Here is an 18,002-nt window from a genome sequence, read left to right on the forward strand (position 1 = left end):
TCCGGAACGAAAAGCGGTGGCTCAGAGCCAGCCCAGTTTCACCGCCCGCACCCCGGCCTGGAACCTGGTTTCCACTCCCAGCCGGGTGACGAGCTCCCGCACCCTGCGGTGCGCCGTACGGGAACTGAAGCCCATCAACCTCCCGATGGCCTCGTCGGTGGCCCCGGAAGCGAGCAGCGAGAGTATCCAGCGCTCCTCGTCGGAAGGAACGTCGGTCTCCGTCTCCGCCCCGAGCGCGTGCAACGGGGCAGCCAGGCGCCACAGGTCCTCGAAGACCCGGATCAGGGCCGCGAGCATCGCGGAGTCACGCAGCAGCACCGCGCTCTCCAGCTCGTCCGGCCCGGCGGTCAACGGGAGCAGCCCGAAGTTGTCGTCGACCACGAGCAGTTTCATGGGTGCGCAGTGGACCACTCGGGCCTGCTCACCCAAGTCCACCATACGTGTCGTGGTGTCCAGCTGGGCTGGGCGGGCCAGCGACGAACGGTCGTAGAGCACCTGGTAATCGACGCCCTCGGCGAGTTTGTGGCACTCCAGGGCGTCCAGCGGCTCCGTGGCGGCGTAGGGGGGTTTGACCACACCGCGCACGAGGCGGGTCGCCCCGCACTGCAACCGGTGCGCCGCGCTGCCGATCCGCTCGGCACCGTGCACCACTCGCAGCACTCCCTCCTCACGCTGGGCCGTGCGGGTGACCGATTCCACTGCCCGCCGCGCTCTGGTGTGCGCGTCGTGCTCGGCAGCGGGGGTGTTCCGGGACTGGTTCCGGGGTGTCGGATCCGCGGGTCGCGGCATTCCGGCATGGATTCTCGGCACGATTACCCCTCTCAGTGGGTGCCCGGCCAGGTTCGGATCTTCGTCCTCTCCTGCGCAGCAAAGTATCCGAGCCGGATCAGTTGCGGAACCGACTTTAGGGGGAGGCCGTCCAGCCGCAGGTCTTAGATCGAAGGAGGGACTCAAGTCCGATTGGGCCTCGGCGACCGCCCTCGGAGAGAAGTCGCGGACCATCAACCGGCGGACCACTCCCGGAGATCCGGAGGGGTGCCGCACCTCGGACGAAAGCGCCGTGTCGGATTCGGCGAGCCCCGAAGACGCACTCTCTCCACGACGGGAGTCCTGAGCGGATTCACGAGCGACGCGGCACGAGGAGCGGACACCGCGCCGAGGAGTGTCACGGCGACACCGCCGGAGGGCCCGCTCCCCGGCTGTGCGGGAGCGGCCACGCCGACGGCGCCACGGCGACAGCCCGACCACATCGTGGCGGACCGCCGCGACGGAACAGGCCGGAGGACTTCCCCGGCCCACCGAGGCCGGTACGACCGGCCTCGAATCCGGTCTCCCGACGAGCCCTCACTGGATGGCGGCGCCCCACCGCCACAACCGCGTCCGAGCGGCTCGTGCGAGTCCCGGCCCGGAGGGACGGGAAGTCCCCTCCAGCCACAGCACCGACTCCGGGGTGCTCACTCCGGAGCGCATCCCGTAGTGCGCGCGCAGCTCCGTCTCCTGCTCCGGTTCGAGATCACCGTCCCGGAGCGGGACCCGCGGCGCACGTCGAACCGTTCCCCGGTCCACCGCGACGGTGAGCGTGTCACCGTCGAACGCGGCTCCGGCGAGCGGAACGAAACTCTCGTTGGTACCGAACAGTCCCGTCTGCACCGTTATCCAAGCGGGCTGCTCGGTATCGGCATCCAAAAACACCTGGCCGACGACGCCGATCCGGCTACCACGCGGATCGAACGCCTCACAACCGGTCAATCGCAACGCCTCTCGTTGTCCGATCATGAGCGAACCACCTCCCACCCACCTGCTCGCCCCGACACGAGCATCGACTGTTCAGTCTGCACGCCCACCCCCACACGAGGCATCCCGATCACCCGTGCGGCAGAGAGCCGTTGTCGTATCGAAACCGACTCCGCACCGCTGACGCCCGGAACACCGCGAACCCACCATGAGGCCGGAACGGTCCTGCCCGGGCATACTGCCGGTGGGACCGTCGGGCTCGCTTCCGAGCGCACGTCTGAGAACCTTGGTCCCCCCTCGGGAACCGGACCCGCCGCGACCGGGGCTCAGGACCCCGGTACCGAATCTCGGAAACTTTCCAGGAACCGATCACCGCATCCGAAAGGGCCGTCGCGAAATGGCAGCCGCCGAATCACTTCCCCCCTACGCCCCACAGATCACCGACGAGATGCGGGAGCAGGCGAAGCAGACCCCCAACAGCTGGCTCTACATCGTGGACCCGGCCTACGAGGCATCCGGCGAGAACGTTCCCCCCGAAGGCGTGGTCGGAGCGTTCCGGATCGACGAGTCGGGGGAGATCGACGAGAACTTCCACCCCAACGACGAGTACGAACCGGGCACGAGCACGTTCGAGCCCAGCAACGAGCTGGAGCGGGTACTGCTGCTGATCGCCACCGGTCACGCCTCCGAGTCCGAGCTGCCCGCGGCCGTGCTGACCGGCGAGCTGCTGCTCTACGCCGAGGAGGACGACGAGCAGGACGCGCTCTACGAGGCCGAGCTGGACGACGGCAGCAGGCTCGTGCCCGCCTGCACCTCCGTGAACCGGGTGCCGGAGGACTGGCCGGCGTACCGCACCGTGCCCGGCGCGAGGTTGCCCGAGCTGCTCAACGGGCTGGACCTGGGGCTCAACCTCGACGACCCGGTGCGCGCGGTGATCCCGTACGACCTGCTGGCCGGGCCCGCCACCTCGGAGTGAGTCCGTCCCCCACCCCTCCGAGCACCCCCGGAGGGGTGGGGCCCGGCCGTTCGGACGGCGAGGCGACGGTTCTCCCCGGCGGTGGTGCCACGTCGCCCGCGCCCCCACACGAGCGCGGGCGGCGACGGCGCGGAGCGGTGTTGTCCATCACCTCGGACGGTGGCCCGTCACGGTTAGTCTCGGGAACGTGGCAGAGGATCAACAACGCAGCGGCCCGGGTCCGATCGAGCACTACGCGCTGCTGTCCGACCTACGCACCGCGGCCCTGGTCGGCAGGGACGGCTCGATCGACTGGCTGTGTCTGCCCAGGTTCGACTCGCCGTCCTGTTTCACCCGGCTGCTGGGCCACGACCACCACGGCCACTGGCGGATCGCGCCGACCGGGGCCGTGCACCGGGTGGAACGGCGTTACCGGGACAACTCGCTGGTGCTGGAGACGGACTTCCACACCGAAAGCGGGACGGTGCGGGTGGTCGACAGCATGCCACCGCACGAGAAGAACTACGACGACGAACCCTGCGTGGTGCGCACGGTCGAGGGTATCTCCGGCGAGGTCGAGATCGGGGTCCGCTGGGTGGTGCGATTCGCCTACGGCCACTCGACGCCCTGGGTGCGCACCATCCGCGAGCGGGAACCGGTGCTGGACGAGTACGTGCTCGCGCTGGCAGGCCCGCACACCGTCGTGCTGCGCGGCGACGTTCTCCCGGTCCGCAAGGAGGACGAACGCGCGCACGAGACCACGGTCAACGTGCGCGGCGGTGAGCGTTACTCCTGGGTGCTGCAGTGGTCGCCGGACCCGGACGAGCTTCCCTCTCCCATGGACCCGGTGCAGGAGGCACGCGACAGCGAGGACTTCTGGCGGGACTGGTCGCGTCGGATCAACTACACCGGTCCACACCGCGAACCGGTGTACCGCTCGCTGGCCACCCTCAAGGCGCTGACCTACGCCCCCACCGGCGGCATCATCGCGGCCCCGACGACCTCGCTGCCGGAAGCGCTCGACGGGAACCGCAACTGGGACTACCGCTACTGCTGGCTGCGGGACGCCACGCTGGTGCTGCTGGCGCTGGACAACTTCGGGTGCTCGGAGGAGGCCGCCGCGTGGCGTCGCTGGCTGCTGCGCGCCGTCGCCGGGGACCCGGCGGACCTGCAGATCATGTACGGCGTGGGCGGGGAACGGCACCTGCTGGAGTGGCAGCCGGACTGGCTGCCCGGCTACCGGGGCAGCTCCCCGGTGCGGATCGGCAACGCGGCCTACGAGCAGTTGCAGCTGGACGTGTTCGGCGAGGTGATGGACGCGCTGCACCTGGCCCGCGAGCGGGGCGTCGCCGAGACTCCGGACTCGTGGTCGCTGCAGCGCGGGATGCTCAAGCACCTGGAGGGGATCTGGCAGCGGCCGGACAAGGGGCTCTGGGAGGTGCGCGGCCCGGATCGCTACTTCACCCACTCCAGGGTGATGATCTGGGTGGCTTTCGACCGCGCGGTCCGGGCGGTGGAGGAGGACGGGCTGCCCGGCCCGGTGGAGCGCTGGCGCGAGATCCGGGACTCGGTGCACGAGGAGGTGCTGCGCGAGGGGTTCAACTCCGAGATCGGGGCGTTCACGCAGTACTACGGCGGTACCACCCTGGACGCGGCGACGCTGCTCATCCCGGCGCTGGGTTTCCTGCCCGGTGACGACGAACGGGTGCGCGGCACGGTGCGCGCGGTGGAGCGGCGGCTGCGGCACGGCGTGCTGGTGGACCGCTACAGCACCGTCGGGGGGACCAACTCCGTCGACGGCCTGACCGGCAGGGAGGGCTCCTTCCTGGCTTGTTCGTTCTGGCTGGTCGACGCGCTCGCGCTGTGCGGCAGGCGTGACGAGGCCGAGCGGATGTTCGGGCAACTGCTGGAGCTGCGCAACGACGTGGGACTGTTCTCCGAGGAGTACGACGCGCACGAGGAGCGGTTCACCGGCAACTTCCCACAGGCTTTCAGCCACCTCGCCCTGGTCAACTCGGCAGCCGTGCTCTACGGCGGGCACACTCGCGGGGAGTCCAGTCGACGCGACGGAGGGAGCCGGCGTTGAGGGCGGCGACCGTGATTCCGGGAAAACCGGGTTCCTCGGCCGTCGACGAGTTGCCCGATCCGTCTCCGGAACCGGGTGAGCTGCTGGTCGAGGGCCTGCTGGCGGGAGTGTGCCCGACCGACACCGAGGTCGTGGAGTCCGATCACGGCGCGCCGCCGCCGGGCGAGGAGCGCATGGTGCTGTTCCACGAGTCGCTGGGCCGGGTGCGCCACGCCCCCGCCATCAGCGGCTTCCGGGAGGGCGATCACGTCGTGGGGGTGGTCCGCAGACCCGATCCCCGGCCGTGCTCGGCGTGCGCGGCCGGGCAGTGGGACTTCTGCCGCAACGACGAGTTCACCGAGTGCGGCATCCGGGGGCTCGACGGCTTCGGGTCGCAGCGCTGGACCGTCGAACCCAGGTTCGCCGTCCCGGTGCCCAGGTCGCTCGGGGAGCTCGGTGTGCTCACCGAACCGGCCTCGATCGTCGAGAAGGCCTGGGAGCAGGCCGAGTTCGTCATGCGGCGTTCCTACTTCACACCCCGCCGGGTGCTGGTCACGGGGGCCGGGCCGGTGGGGCTGCTGGCCGCGTTGCTCGGCAGGCAGCGGGAGCTGGAGGTGGACGTGATGGACCGGGCCTCCGGCGGGGTCAAACCGGACCTGGTGCGCGAGCTGGGGGCCGGTTACCACAACTCGCTGGACGAGCTCGACTCCGCTCCCGACCTGGTGTTCGAGACGACCGGTTCGGGTGAGGTGGTGTTCGACGTGCTGCGCCGGGCCGATCGGAACGCGGTCACGGTGCTGCTCGGGCTCTCGGGGGAGGACCAGACGACGCGGGTGCCGACCGGGGCCGTCAACGACGGGCTCGTGCTGGAGAACGCCACCTTGCTCGGCAGCGTGAGCGCGAATCTGCGGCACTACCACGGGGCGGTCCAGGCGCTGGACGACGCGGACAGGGGCTGGTTGAACGGCCTGATCTCGCGCCGGGTGCCGCTGTCCGACTGGCAGCGAGCGCTGCGCGCGGAGCGGGACGACGTGAAGGTCACCGTGCGGCTGTCGGACTGAGCGGGGCCGGGCTGGCCGGTGCGCCCGTCGAGCGGATGGCTCCGCCGGCGCTCGCGACACCGCACCCCGTCCCCCGCTGCCCGCCTGGCCCGGTACGGGAACGGTTCATCGCCGTTCGGACTCCAAGGACTCGCCCTCCACTCGCACGCCCGGGACCACCCGCCGCTCGCCCACGAGCCGCCCGAGCAGCACGCAGAGCAACGGCCAGCTCAGCACGGTCGCCGCGACCAGCACGGCCCGCAGCACGTCCCAGAACACCGCATCCGGTTGCCACACGGCAGTAACAGTAACTGAGTTACAGTAACTGGCAATCCCCCTCGCTGCTCCTCACTCGTTCGTGCGCTCCTGTTCGGCACGCTTTTCCCCTACCGAGTGAAGCGAAAACCCTGGCTCTTCCCTCACCGGCCGAGCCGAGGGCGTCGGCCCGCAATCCGCTCGGGCACCCCGGAGCCGCACGAGGCTCCGGCCCGGAGCACCATCCGGCGGCGGCTCGCCCCCCGACCCGGCTGAAGCGGTGACGGCGACTCAGCGACAGTGATCACATGACACGACTGCTCAGCCCCGCCGTGTACCGCCGAATGATCGCCTTCGAGCTGCAGCGGATGCGCAAGACCGCCGATATCACCCAGCAGGAGGCGGCGGAGAAGCTCGGCTGCTCCCGGGTGCGCATCAACCACTTCGAGTCGATGCGCAACCTCCCCCGCCCCGCGGACGTGGAGGTGCTGCTGCCCTACTACGGAGCCGCCGAGCGCGTCGAGGAGTTCCGAGACGTCATCGCCATGCTCAAGGACGTCCCGCACGCTTCCGATCTCGCTCGACTGGCCGAGGTCCCCCGGGGGTTCGACATCTACCTCGGTCTCGAACAGGGAGCGCACAGCATCCGCTCCTACGAGGCGATGATCTTCCCGGGGCTGTTGCAGACCCCCGAGTACGCCGGAGCCCTGATGCGGGGGCACGACGACGACCTCTCCGAGGAGGAGGCACGCCGCAGGACCGAGCTCAGGCTGGCCAGACAACAGGTCCTGGCCCGGCAGGGCACTCCCCTCGAACTGACGACCGTCATCGACGAGTCGGTGCTGCGCAGGCGGATCGGCGACGCGCGGATCATGCGGGAGCAGTTCGACCACCTGCTGGACATGTCGGCGAGGAGCAACATCACGGTGCGAATCCTCGGCGCGGACGTCGGCGTGCACCCCGCGCTGCACGGCCCCTTCACGCTGATGGACTTCGCCATCCCCGGTGATCCGGGAGTGGTCTACCTGGAGGACCGGCTGGGCGGAAGGTACTACGAGGACGCCGACGAAATAGACGAGTACATCGGCGTCATGGAACACCTCCTCGCGCGGTCCCTGGAGGAGAGCGAGTCACGAAGGCTGCTCCGACAGGCGAGAGAGGAGCTCATCCGTTGAACGCACAGCGGAAGGCGGGGAACGCGAAGTGGCGCAAGTCCAGCTACAGCGCCACCCAGGGGCAGTGTGTCGAGGTGGCACCGCGCAGCGGTGCCGTCTGGCTGCGAAACGACAACTTCGGTGGGGCCGGACCGGTGCTGATGTTCGAACGCGCCCGGTTCGGCACCTTTCTGGGAGCACTCAAGGACGGCAGGTTCGACCACTGAACCTTTCGGGCCAGTACTTCACCGACACGGAGTCGAACCGTCTTGCTCTGTTCGAGCGATCTTTCCACACGATTCGGTGTTTCGGTTCTGTCATGACCGCTCGCTCACTAGAATATCACTTCAGAATTCGGCCTCGACCAATTCTGGGGGCACTGTGACCGAGCGGACCGGTTTCACCATTCGCGGGCTGACGCTGGAACTGCTGGGGCGCCTGCTCGGAGTACCGGTACGAGGTTATCCCCTGCAGCTGCCGTATCCGGGCGGGGACCGGGTCGCCACGCCGCACGTCGCGGAACGGGCACACGAGGAGTTGGTGTCCAACGGCTTGGCGGACGAGCACCGCCTCAAGGACGAGGTACGGGAAGCCGTCCTGCTGCTGGGCGAGCCCGAGGTGGCCGTCGGGATCCTGGCCAACGACAGCCGGGGCGAGTGGCTCGCCCGTGCGGTCAGCGGCGGAGACCGAGTCGTGCTGGCCGAACAGCTCGGCGACACCGTGGAGTTCACCTGGCTTTCCGCCGAGGACTGGCACTTCCGGCTGGCTGGAATGCTCCCGGTGATGCGCCCCGCCGCGGGAAACGCGGTGAGCACGACACGTGCGGCCTCGAACGAACCGGGGGCGGACGAGGGGGCCGAACCGGTGCTGCTGCACAACGGGCGGGCGGCACGTGATTCGTCGGACATGCGGGACGTGGCGCGGGTGTTCGCGGCGCGGCGCAACGGTTCCGGGCACTTCGCTCCCCGCGTCACCGGCCCGTCCGGCGGTCCGCGAGACCTACCAGCGCTGTCCTGGGTGGACACCGAACTCGGCTGCTACGCCGTCCGCGACGAACCGGTGTGTGACCACAACAGGACCACCTTCACTCCCGTGGACAACTCGGAGCTGGGACGACTGCTGCGGGACCACCTGACAACGGGCGGACCACGGCGGTGAACAGCTCTTTCCGCGGAAAGGAGAGAACATGACGTCTCCGGATTCGGACTCCGGAACGATCGCCATGAGCGGTTTCCTGCTCGCGGCCGCCAACATGCGCGCGGCCGCGGCCGCGGGGAGATTCGCGGCCGACCCCGAGAGCGGCCGGGCGCTCGTGACGGTACTTCAGAAACGTCTCAACTGGGCAGCACGTATCCGTCTGAATTTGACGAGACTCGGCCAGGAACCACCGTTGGGATCCTCACCGGGAGCGAACACGTTCAAACCTTTCTTCGCGTCTCTGGCGACAGACCTGAACGACGGAATAAACTCGCACTGGGAAAATTTCATGCAAGTGATCGAGGAAACGATCGAAGCCGTCAAGGAATCGATGGAAAACTACCAGGACGTCGACGACGATCAAGCAGCGAGACTCGACCGACTCACCGAAAACACCCACGAGAAATAAAATGAGAAAAACAACAGCGATCTCGTTGGTCACCGCGGCGCTGCTCATCGGAGGGTGCGGCTATACATCACAGGACCAAGGAGTCGACAACCTCGGAAGCGAGTCCACACCACAGAGCTCCACATCCCGCGACTCCCCGACGGAAAACGAACTGGAAGAAACCGATCCGTGTTCACTCCTAAGCAAGAAACAACAAGAAGAACTGGGTGTGAGAGTAGCGGGGAAAGACACCTCGGGACCTACGAGATCCTGCGACTTCCAAACCCCGGCGGAAGCATCCGAAATCGTGACGGTGGGAACGAGCATCCGAACCGAGCAGAGTCTTTCCGATTTCACCGACAGCAACGGGAAACCGGTCGACGACACCATATCGGGACGCAACGTCAAGATAGCGTGCAAGTACGGAAACTGCCTGATCGGAATATCAGTGGACGAAAATTCACGAGTCGACGTACAAGGGAGCATAATAGGAAGAGAGAGCCAGAACAGAAACCTGGCCACCAATGTGGCCAGAATGGTGATCGGAAACCTCCCACGACAGTGACGAGCGCGAGGTGGCACCACCGATCACGCACAACGGACGGTTCCGGGTGGACGGCGATGGTTATAGGCTCACGGGATCATGACGCAGCACAACTCGAAGGCCGACACCGTCAGAAGCATCGTCGCACCACTGGCCGCACTCGCACTGCTGACCACCGCGGGTTGCGGCGGTGACGAAACCGGTTCGCCCCAGCGGTCGCCCACTTCCTCCGTCACCGCATCGTCCGAGGCATCCTCCGGGACCGAATCGGAGAGAAACGGCTCCGACACCACGTCTTCGGCGACCCCGCGGCCGAACACCCCCTCCCACGAGGGCGGTGGTGGCTCGGACGAGACCGATGACTCCGGTGGCACGGGGACGGGCAACGGTAGCGCCGCACCCTCCCCAGGGGGAGGCGACGGCTCCGACACTGCGGGGAAACGGCCCGAGGCGACGCTGGCGGACATGGATCCGTGCGCACTGTTGACCCCCGCGCAACGCGACGAACTGGGGTTACCGAGGGCCACAGCCAACAAGGAGGAAGGCAAGAGCCGCAGCTGTGAATTCAACCCCCCGAAGGGTAGCGGCCCCAGCACCAGCGCGCTGATCGTGATACACGAGGACAAGGGGCTGAACTCCTTCAGCGGTATGACCGGTGAGGCCGAGAGAACCCGGGTCGCCGGACACGATTCGAAGATCCAGTGCGAGTACGGCAACTGCCTGATCGGAATCGCTGTCACTGAAAACTCGCGAGTGGACGTGCAGTCCACGGTCCTGGGCGACGACACCGCTACGGAAAAATTGGGCGATCGAATCGCGAAAATGGTCACCGGAAACCTTTCCAACTCCTAGAGTGGAAAACGACGGACTCGCAGCGCGGTCTTTTGGAGAACGCCTTGAACGATTACGACGTCAACGCGGGAGACTACGAGCAGGCAGCGAATTCCGAGGAGATCTACCGGCAGGAGTACACCCGTGCCACGGAGCGTCACTCCGGTGACGACCTGCTGAGCAGGCTGATCACAATGGCCACCGGCACGATCCAAGCCACGTCCGGCACCGACAGGCAGGTCAGATCGGACGCCAGACGTATGGCGGAGCAGGGCGCGGGCCTGCGCGAGGCACCGGCCGGACCGGCTGTCGATTACGAGGGAGTACCGCACGAGAGGCTCTACCGGATGGTCACCCAGGGCGTGGAGCCCGGCACCGTCGGGGAGCTGGAAACCATCTGGCTGGAGCTCGGCAACGGGCTGGTGGAGTTCAACGAGGAGATAGCCCAGGCGATCGACCGCAGCGACGGCTGGCAGGGGGAGGCGGGTGACGCCGCCAGGAGGTTCGCGGCGGAAGTGGGCCGCTGGGCCGGTGAGGTGGGGACCAACGCCCAGTTGGCCGCCCGCAACGTCGTCATGCAGTCCGATGCGGCCGCCACCGCGAAGAACTCCATGCCCGAGGTGGTGCACTTCGACCCCCGAGAAGCGGCCGAGCGGCTCAACAGCGTCACGGATCCGGCCGCCTATGCCGAACAGGCACAGGCGATGCGGGACAAGTACGCCGAACAGCAGGAGGCTCAGCGGGAAGCCGCGCGGGTGGTACGCAACTACGACGAGGCGTTGGACGAAACCGCCGCGAGTTCGCCGCGTTTTCCCCGACCTCCACTGTTCGGTTCGGGTGGCGGCGCCGCGGCGGAGACCGGTACGGCGGGGCCTACGGGTGGCATGGGGACCGAGGACGACGGAGACCGATCAGGAGGACGCGGCGGCGGTTCGGATTCCGACGGCCATCGGCGCGACTCCGAAGAGGAGGATCCCCGCCCCGACGGCTCCGATTCCGAGGACGACCGCCCCCGGCCCGGCAGGCGCCACAGGCACGACACCTCCTGGCCCGACCCCTCCTGGCCCGATGGAGAGGATGCCGAGGACTCCGGCGGAAAGACGGGTTCCCCCGATGACTCCACCCGCGGTGAGGACGGGCGGCGCACGCCTTCTGAGCACGGGAACGTCCCGGCGAGCACCGGCTCCACGGGTTACGGCCCCGAGCCGAGCGCGGCCGGAGGCACCTCCCCCGGGGCCGTATCGGCTCCACGGGGCGGCGGTGTTCCCGGATCGGGCGGCGGTTCCGGTGAGTTCCTCGGCGGTGTGAGCGGCGGCACCGGTGGCGGTCGCGGCTCGGGCGGCTACGGAACCGGTGGTTACGGACGTGGTTCCGCCGGATACGACCCGGGGGGACACGGACGGGGGTTCGGTGGCCAGGGCAACCCGGCCGGCCACGGCGCCGCCGCGGCACCGGGACGTGGCGGCTCCGGCGGTGGTGACGAGGACGGAGAGCACGAGCGCAAGTACGAGGCCGGGGAGGATCCCTACGACATCTTCCTCGGCGACATGCCGCCCACGGCACCTCCGGTCATCGGTGAGTGACCGTCCCCGGCGCGGCGGTTTCACGGGAGACCGCCGCGCCACGGCCACGCCACGGCCGCGCCCACCGGAACGGGCGGTGCGCCGCCGTGGCGCGAAGCCGAGCGCCGGACTCAGCTCTCCCCGGCGATGAAGGACTCCACCGCCTCGTAGGCTTCCGAGTCGGAGTACTGCTCCGGCGGGGACTTCATGAAGTAGGACGAGGCAGACAGCACCGGACCGCCGATCCCGCGGTCGGCCGCGATCTTGGCCGCCCGGATGGCGTCGATGATGATGCCCGCCGAGTTCGGCGAGTCCCACACCTCCAGCTTGTACTCCAGGTTGACCGGAGCGTCTCCGAAGGCACGCCCCTCCAGCCGGATGTAGGCCCACTTGCGGTCGTCCAGCCAGGGGACGTAGTCCGAAGGACCGATGTGCACGTTGCGGTCACCCATGTCACGCCGTACCTGCGAGGTGACCGAGTTCGTCTTGGACGTCTTCTTGGACTCGAGCCTGTCGAGTTCCTTCATGTTGAGGAAGTCCATGTTGCCGCCGACGTTGAGCTGCATCGTGCGGTCCAGGTGCACGCCGCGGTCCTCGAACAGCTTGGTGAGCACCCGGTGGGTGATCGTCGCCCCCACCTGGGACTTGATGTCGTCGCCCACGATCGGCACCCCGGCCTCGGTGAACTCGCGCGCCCATTCGGGGTCGGAGGCGATGAACACCGGCAGCGCGTTGACGAACGCCACACCGGCCCGCAGCGCGGCCCGCGCGTAGAACTTGTCGGCTTCCTCCGAGCCCACCGGCAGGTAGGAAACCAGCACGTCGGCCCGGGACTCGCGCAGCGCTTCGACGATGTCGACGGGCTGCTCCTCGGACTCCTCGATGGTCTCGGAGTAGAACTGGCCCAGCCCGTCCAGCGTGTGGCCGCGCTGCACCGACACGCCCAGCGGCGGGACGTCGGCGATCTTCATCGTGTTGTTCTGGCTCGCAACCACGGCCTCGGACAGGTCGCGGCCGACCTTCTTCGCGTCGACGTCGAACGCTGCGACGAACTCCAGGTCACCGACATGGTAACCCCCGAAGTCCACGTGCATCAGGCCGGGGACCCGACCGCTCGGGTCCATCTGCCCGTAGTACTGCACACCCTGTACCAGCGACGCGGCGCAGTTGCCCACACCGACGATCGCCACTCGGACCTTGCCGGTCGTCGCCTCGTCGTGACGATCTCCGCCCATGGTCGCCGGCCTCCTTCTCGGTCATGTCCCGTTCGTCGTGTCCCTGTCCAAGCCCCGGGCGAGCCGATCACCCGCGGTCTCGGGCCGACCGGCACCCTGCTCGGCCCGCTCGTGCGCGATCAGTTCGTCCAGCCAGCGAACCTCCAGTTCGCTGTGATCCAGGCCCAGGCGGTGCAGCTGCGCCGTGTACCGGTCGCACTGCTCGTCGGCTCTGGCCAGGATCGCCCGCTGTCCTTCCCGGCGCTGCTCCACGCGCCGACGGCGGCTCTCCAGAATCCGCATCCGGATCGGCGCCGGGGTCCGCGCGAAGAAAGCCAGCCGCACGTCGAACGCCTCGTCCTGGCACGCTCGTGGCCCGCAGTCCTCGACCAGCTCGACGAAGCGGTCCCTTCCCCGCTCGGTGAGCCGGTAGACACGCCGAGCTCGCCGTGACCGCCGCGCGTCCTGCTCGTCCTGGGTTTCCTCGATCAGCCCCGACCGCCGCATCCGCCGCAACGTCGGGTAGACCGTTCCGCAGGAGAACGCACGGATCTCCTGGAGCCGCTTGCGCAGCTCGTAACCGTGCATCGGCGCTTCGTGCAGCAGTCCCAGCACCGCGAGTTCGAGCATCGGCCCTCCTCCCGCGGACGAAGCCCAGTCGAGCAGCACCCGGTGTTGATTATATCGTCCCGATACATCGGGATTCGAAGTCCTCATCGGGCCGGGCGAGGGCGTGCGGTGCGCGCTCGACGGCGGGGCACGGCGTCGCCGTCGACGGCGGTCCGTGAGCCGGAGCACCCGAGCTCCGTCCCCGAGCTTTTCAGCAGCTCGCGGACCTGATCGCGCGATCACCACCCCCGATTCGAAGGGGGTCGCGCCCCGGCTCTGCCCCGAACGGCCCATGGAGCTCGGGCACAGGGCACGTACGCTGTGGGCGTGCGGACCCAACGGCAAGTGGTGGATTACGCGTTGCGGCGTCGGTCGCTGCTCGCGCGACTCCACGCTGGCCGGGTGAGGGTGACGGATGTCTGCGACGCGGGCCCGTATCTGCTGCAGGCCGCCAAGTTCCACGGCGAGCCCAGTGACGTGATCTGCCCGGTGTGCCGCAAGGAGCGGGTGACCTACGTCTCGTGGGTGTTCGGCGAGCAGCTCAAACACGCCGACAACTCGGCCCGGAGCAACGCGGAACTGGCGCGTATGGCCACCATGTTCGAAGAGTTCAACGTGTTCGTCGTCGAGGTTTGCCGTACATGTAACTGGAACCACCTGGTGCAGTCATACGTCCTCGGGACCGGGGGCCACCACGGCCGCGGTCGGGGACGCAGGACCGCTGCCGAATGAGCGCCCAGCATCATCGGTAGCGGACGAGTGGCACCCGCAGACGTGAACGCATCGCACGGCGTCCGCTGACGCCTGTCCCGGAGGACGACTTCTCGTGAGTGACGAGCGTGACGACCGGTCCGACGACGGCCGGGAACAACCGGCTGCCGGGGACCGGGAACCGGAGCGCGGACGGCACCCCGGCCGGCCGCCCCACAGTGAGCAGCAGGGGGAACGGGCCGGGCACGGCAACGAGCCCCCCAGGGAGAACCGCCCGGCTCCGCCACCGGAGCACGGCGGCGCACCGCCGCCGCAGCCCCCCCAGGCACCGCAGTCCTCACAGGCACCGCAGCAACCGCCTCGGGGGCAACCACCGCAGCACCGGTGGCCCGGTGGCCAGCAGGGCGCACAGCCCCCCGCGCCGCAGGGCGGACCGCCCCCCTCGGCACAGCCGCATCCGGGACAGCAGGGCCCCCAAGGGGGACAGTTACCGAACGGGCCCGCACCCGGACAACCACCGCACCCCCCGCAAGGAGGGCCTGCCCAGGGGCAGCCTCCAACGCCTCCCGCCGGTCCACCGCGCGGCGCTCCCGCTGGGCAACCCCCGGCGCCGGAGCCCTCCTCGCAGCGCGGTCCGACGTGGCCGGGTGAGGACGCCACGACGCAGTGGCCCGGCGGCGCGCAGCAACCTCCCGGCTTCCCACAGGGCGGTCCGCAACACCCGCGGGATCCCGACGCGACGGTGCGGCAACCGGCTGTGGACGACTCGGGAACACCGCGTGACGCCTCGGGCAGACCACCCGCCGGCCCTCCCGCGCCACCACCGGGCAACGCCGGGCCACCTCCGCCCGGCGGGAGCCCCGACGACGTTCCGACCAGGAAGACCCCGCCGCCGGGAGCACCGCAGGGCCCTCCGCCCGCACAGCCTCCCGGCGCGGGGCAGCCCCCCAACGGCCCCGGTGAGGCACCGACCGAGCACATCGCCTCCGTGAGCGGCGCGAACACACCCCCCGACGAGCGGACCCGGCAACATCGGCCGACCGGTGGCCCGACAGCCGGAGCCGCCGGTGCCGCCGCGGGCGCCGCTGGGTCCGGGCCGGATCCGGCGGGAACGAACGGGAATCCGCGGGAGGGCGCGAGCCGGGACGAGGAGCCCGAGACCACGCGGTCGGCCCGCTCCGAACCACCGGAGCGGCCGTCCGAGTTCGAGGCCACCCGCGCCGAGCCGGAAGCTCCGCTGGACAACGACCCGGGGCTGATCACGCACCGTGCCTCGCAGGGCGGTTACAGCTACTACTCGGACGCGGACCCCTACCCCGACGATGACCACGACGACTTCGAGGACCGGTTCGACGACGAACTCGACTATCCCGACGACCCGGATGACGACGATATGACGGCCCTGGCCAGGAAGAAGCGCGGCAGACGCAGGATCTGGCGCGGTCTGCGGCGTACCTGCTACGTCGCCGCCGCGCTGGCGATCCTGGTTCCGGGCGCGGTGTTCGCCTGGTGTTACTTCACCTTCGACATCATCCCGCCGTCGAAGGTCGCCAAGAACTACAACACCAGCTTGGTGGTCAAGTACTCCGACGGCAGCCTGCTGAACAAGTTCTCGCCGGACGAGGGGCAGGAACGCGTGCTCATCGACGACCTCAGCGAGGTCCCGGAAGACATGCGGCACGCCACCATGGCGGCCGAGGACGCGGACTTCTACAGCAACCCGGGCTTCTCGGTGTCCGGCATCGGCCGCGCCGTCTACAACCAGCTCTCCGGCGGGCAGGGCGGCGGCTCGACCATGACGCAGCAGTACATCAAGCTGAGTACCGGCCGCGACGCCCACACCATCAAGCGCAAGTTCACCGAGATCGTGCGGGCGTTCAAGCTGACCAACCAGTACGACAAGACCACGATCTTCAAGGCATACCTGAACACCGCCTACTACGGCAGGGACGCCTACGGCATCGACAACGCGGCCGAGGCCTACTTCGGCAAGGACCCGAGCGAGCTCAACGCCTCCGAGTCGGCCCTGCTGGCCGGGATGGTGCAGCTGCCCAGGGGCAACGATCCCCGGGTGGACGCCAAGCGGGCCGAGAAGCGCTGGGAGTACGTGACCGGCCAGATGCGGGACAACGGCTGGCTCAGCCAGCGGGAGTACGAGAGCCTGGAGATGCCGCAGACCAGGCCGATGTTCGCGTGGAAGACGAAGACCACCACCGCGCAGATCCACATCCAGCAGCGCATCGTCGAAGAGCTGGAGGAACGCGGCTACACCAAGGACGACATGACCAGCCAGGGTCTTCAGGTGGTCACCACGCTGGACAAGCAGGCCCAGCAGGCGGCCCAGGAGGCGGTGCGGCAGGTGATGGCCGACCAGCCCGAAGAGATCAACCCCGCCCTCGCCGCGGTGGATCCCAAGAGCGGTGCGGTACGGGCCTACTACCCCGGCAACAAGGGCTACGACTGGGTCAAACAGCGCCAACCCGTGGGCTCCTCGTTCAAGCCGTTCGTCACCGCGACCGGCCTGAAGCAGGGCCACGGCATCGGGGAGACCTACGACGGTTCGGACGACCAGACCATCGGCGGCACCGAGTTCGGCAACGCGGGCGGTGTCCGGTGCACCCACCCGAAACGCTGCGGGGTGCGCGAGGCCACCGAGGAATCGGTCAACACCGCGTTCGTGAACATGGCCAACAAGTTCGGTCCGCAGAGCGTGGCCGAGACCGCCTACGAGGCCGGCATCCCGCGCGAGAAGGTCACCGACGACGGTGAGACCAAGCCGGTGCTCGCCGACGCGAGGACGGGCAACCCGGACCTCGGCATCGCGCTGGGCCGGTTCCCGGTGAGCACGCTGAGCCTGGCCAACGGCTACGGCGGGCTGGCCGACGGGGAGCGGGCCGAGCCGTTCCTGGTCGACAAGATCGTGGACAACGACGGCGAGGTCAAGGAGGACTTCTCCCCCGAGACCGAGACGGCCTTCGACGAGAGCTCCACCCGCAGTGCCAACATCGCGGCCAACGTCACCGAGAGCATGCGGGACGTGGCCGAGGGATACGGGCTCGACCTCACCGGCGACCGGCCGGTGGCCTCCAAGAGCGGCACCCACCAGTTCAACAACACCTCCCACAACGAGACCGCCTCGTACGTGGGCTACACGCCGCAGATCTCCACGGCGGTCGTGCTCAACAAGTCCACCACCTCGAAGCAACCGCTGACCGACGCGTCGGGCAGCGACATCTACGGCGCCAACGAGCCCGGTGAGATCTGGCAGAAGTTCATGAACGCCTATCTGGCGGGCAAGCCGGTCGAGCGGTTCCAGGAACCGGACCCCATCGGGCAGTTCAGCGTGCCGCCACCGCCGAGTTCGGAGGAGCCGAAGGAGGAGACTGAGGAGTCGAGCACTCCGCCGTCCAGCGAGCCGGAGTCCAGCGAACCGGAATCCGATTCCAGCTCCACCCCGCCGTCGAGCGGGTGGTCGGAGACCTCGGAGCCGAACGAGGACTGCCAGGACAACCCCTGGTTCTCGGACTGCGAGGGCAACGGCGACGGATCGGGTGACGGTGACGGCCCGGGTGACGGAAACGGCGACGGCAACGGGAACGACGACGAGGTCAACGCGCAGGACAACGAAGGGGCCAGGCGCCCCGATTCGGGGTAGTCACCTCCCAGTGTCCTCCCGAAGCTGATCCGGTCACCCGAGCGGAGGACCGGAGGAGCTGAAGCCGACGGGCGGTTCCGCCCGGCGG

Annotated in this window: 18 protein-coding genes; 12 read left to right on the forward strand and 6 right to left on the reverse strand. The window is 68.7% G+C overall.

Annotation, left to right across the window (positions count from 1 at the left end; genetic code table 11):
- Positions 1-21 precede the first annotated feature (21 nt).
- A complete protein-coding gene (locus BLQ75_RS14725; protein WP_092602678.1) occupies positions 22-789 on the reverse strand; it encodes a helix-turn-helix transcriptional regulator in 768 nt (255 codons plus the stop codon).
- 555 nt (positions 790-1,344) lie between these two features.
- Complete coding sequence (locus BLQ75_RS14730) at positions 1,345-1,776, reverse strand: PRC-barrel domain-containing protein (RefSeq protein WP_092602912.1); 432 nt, start codon at positions 1,774-1,776, stop codon at positions 1,345-1,347.
- Between the two features lie 355 nt (positions 1,777-2,131).
- Between BLQ75_RS14730 and BLQ75_RS14735 the strand changes: the two genes are divergently transcribed.
- The 3 genes from BLQ75_RS14735 (at position 2,132) to BLQ75_RS14745 (ending at position 5,815) form a co-directional block, all read left to right on the forward strand.
- Positions 2,132-2,710 carry a type VII secretion system-associated protein gene (locus tag BLQ75_RS14735; protein WP_092602680.1) on the forward strand — a complete coding sequence of 193 codons (579 nt, stop codon included), beginning with the start codon at positions 2,132-2,134 and terminating at the stop codon, positions 2,708-2,710.
- A 187-nt stretch (positions 2,711-2,897) separates the two neighbouring features.
- Positions 2,898-4,775, forward strand: coding sequence for a glycoside hydrolase family 15 protein (locus tag BLQ75_RS14740; protein ID WP_092602682.1), 1,878 nt, complete (start codon positions 2,898-2,900; stop codon positions 4,773-4,775).
- Positions 4,772-5,815, forward strand: a complete 1,044-nt coding sequence (locus BLQ75_RS14745; RefSeq protein WP_092602684.1) for a glucose 1-dehydrogenase — start codon at positions 4,772-4,774, stop codon at positions 5,813-5,815. Before BLQ75_RS14740 ends, BLQ75_RS14745 begins: the two co-directional genes overlap by 4 nt.
- A gap of 105 nt (positions 5,816-5,920) precedes the next feature.
- Here the strand turns inward: BLQ75_RS14745 and BLQ75_RS23515 are convergent, their stop codons facing one another.
- Complete coding sequence (locus BLQ75_RS23515) at positions 5,921-6,091, reverse strand: hypothetical protein (RefSeq protein ID WP_170837501.1); 171 nt, start codon at positions 6,089-6,091, stop codon at positions 5,921-5,923.
- Positions 6,092-6,357: 266 nt separating this feature from the next.
- On the opposite strand from BLQ75_RS23515, the gene BLQ75_RS14750 reads away from it, so the two are divergent.
- From BLQ75_RS14750 to BLQ75_RS14780, 7 genes are all read left to right on the forward strand, one after another.
- A complete protein-coding gene (locus BLQ75_RS14750) occupies positions 6,358-7,224 on the forward strand; it encodes a helix-turn-helix domain-containing protein (protein WP_092602686.1) in 867 nt (288 codons plus the stop codon).
- Positions 7,221-7,430 (forward strand): DUF397 domain-containing protein, encoded by a 210-nt coding sequence (locus BLQ75_RS14755; RefSeq protein WP_092602688.1) that lies wholly within the window; start codon positions 7,221-7,223, stop codon positions 7,428-7,430. Before BLQ75_RS14750 ends, BLQ75_RS14755 begins: the two co-directional genes overlap by 4 nt.
- A gap of 154 nt (positions 7,431-7,584) precedes the next feature.
- The gene (locus tag BLQ75_RS14760; protein ID WP_170837502.1) at positions 7,585-8,361 is read left to right on the forward strand and encodes an ESX secretion-associated protein EspG; all 777 of its coding nucleotides are present in this window, start codon (positions 7,585-7,587) and stop codon (positions 8,359-8,361) included.
- A 28-nt stretch (positions 8,362-8,389) separates the two neighbouring features.
- Positions 8,390-8,809 (forward strand): hypothetical protein, encoded by a 420-nt coding sequence (locus tag BLQ75_RS14765; protein WP_092602692.1) that lies wholly within the window; start codon positions 8,390-8,392, stop codon positions 8,807-8,809.
- Between the two features lies 1 nt (position 8,810).
- Positions 8,811-9,353 carry a DUF3558 family protein gene (locus tag BLQ75_RS14770; protein WP_092602694.1) on the forward strand — a complete coding sequence of 181 codons (543 nt, stop codon included), beginning with the start codon at positions 8,811-8,813 and terminating at the stop codon, positions 9,351-9,353.
- Positions 9,354-9,431: 78 nt separating this feature from the next.
- On the forward strand, positions 9,432-10,184 hold the full coding sequence (locus BLQ75_RS14775) for a DUF3558 domain-containing protein (protein ID WP_092602696.1): 753 nt from the start codon (positions 9,432-9,434) through the stop codon (positions 10,182-10,184).
- Between the two features lie 44 nt (positions 10,185-10,228).
- Positions 10,229-11,746 (forward strand): hypothetical protein, encoded by a 1,518-nt coding sequence (locus BLQ75_RS14780; protein WP_139182988.1) that lies wholly within the window; start codon positions 10,229-10,231, stop codon positions 11,744-11,746.
- A gap of 110 nt (positions 11,747-11,856) precedes the next feature.
- Here BLQ75_RS14780 and BLQ75_RS14785 read toward each other — a convergent pair whose 3' ends face one another.
- Together BLQ75_RS14785 and BLQ75_RS14790 are read right to left on the reverse strand one after the other, a co-directional pair.
- Complete coding sequence (locus tag BLQ75_RS14785; protein WP_092602700.1) at positions 11,857-12,960, reverse strand: inositol-3-phosphate synthase; 1,104 nt, start codon at positions 12,958-12,960, stop codon at positions 11,857-11,859.
- A 21-nt stretch (positions 12,961-12,981) separates the two neighbouring features.
- Complete coding sequence (locus tag BLQ75_RS14790) at positions 12,982-13,569, reverse strand: PadR family transcriptional regulator (RefSeq protein ID WP_043569926.1); 588 nt, start codon at positions 13,567-13,569, stop codon at positions 12,982-12,984.
- 300 nt (positions 13,570-13,869) lie between these two features.
- On the opposite strand from BLQ75_RS14790, the gene BLQ75_RS14795 reads away from it, so the two are divergent.
- On the forward strand, positions 13,870-14,280 hold the full coding sequence (locus BLQ75_RS14795; RefSeq protein ID WP_092602702.1) for a DUF5318 family protein: 411 nt from the start codon (positions 13,870-13,872) through the stop codon (positions 14,278-14,280).
- A gap of 316 nt (positions 14,281-14,596) precedes the next feature.
- Here BLQ75_RS14795 and BLQ75_RS23520 read toward each other — a convergent pair whose 3' ends face one another.
- Positions 14,597-14,737, reverse strand: coding sequence for a hypothetical protein (locus BLQ75_RS23520; protein WP_170837503.1), 141 nt, complete (start codon positions 14,735-14,737; stop codon positions 14,597-14,599).
- Positions 14,738-15,001: 264 nt separating this feature from the next.
- Between BLQ75_RS23520 and BLQ75_RS14805 the strand changes: the two genes are divergently transcribed.
- Positions 15,002-17,914, forward strand: a complete 2,913-nt coding sequence (locus BLQ75_RS14805; protein WP_244515590.1) for a transglycosylase domain-containing protein — start codon at positions 15,002-15,004, stop codon at positions 17,912-17,914.
- Positions 17,915-18,002 lie beyond the last annotated feature (88 nt).

It is taken from the genome of Actinopolyspora xinjiangensis, assembly GCF_900104475.1.
In the GTDB taxonomy this organism is placed as follows: Bacteria; Actinomycetota; Actinomycetes; order Mycobacteriales; family Pseudonocardiaceae; genus Actinopolyspora; species Actinopolyspora xinjiangensis.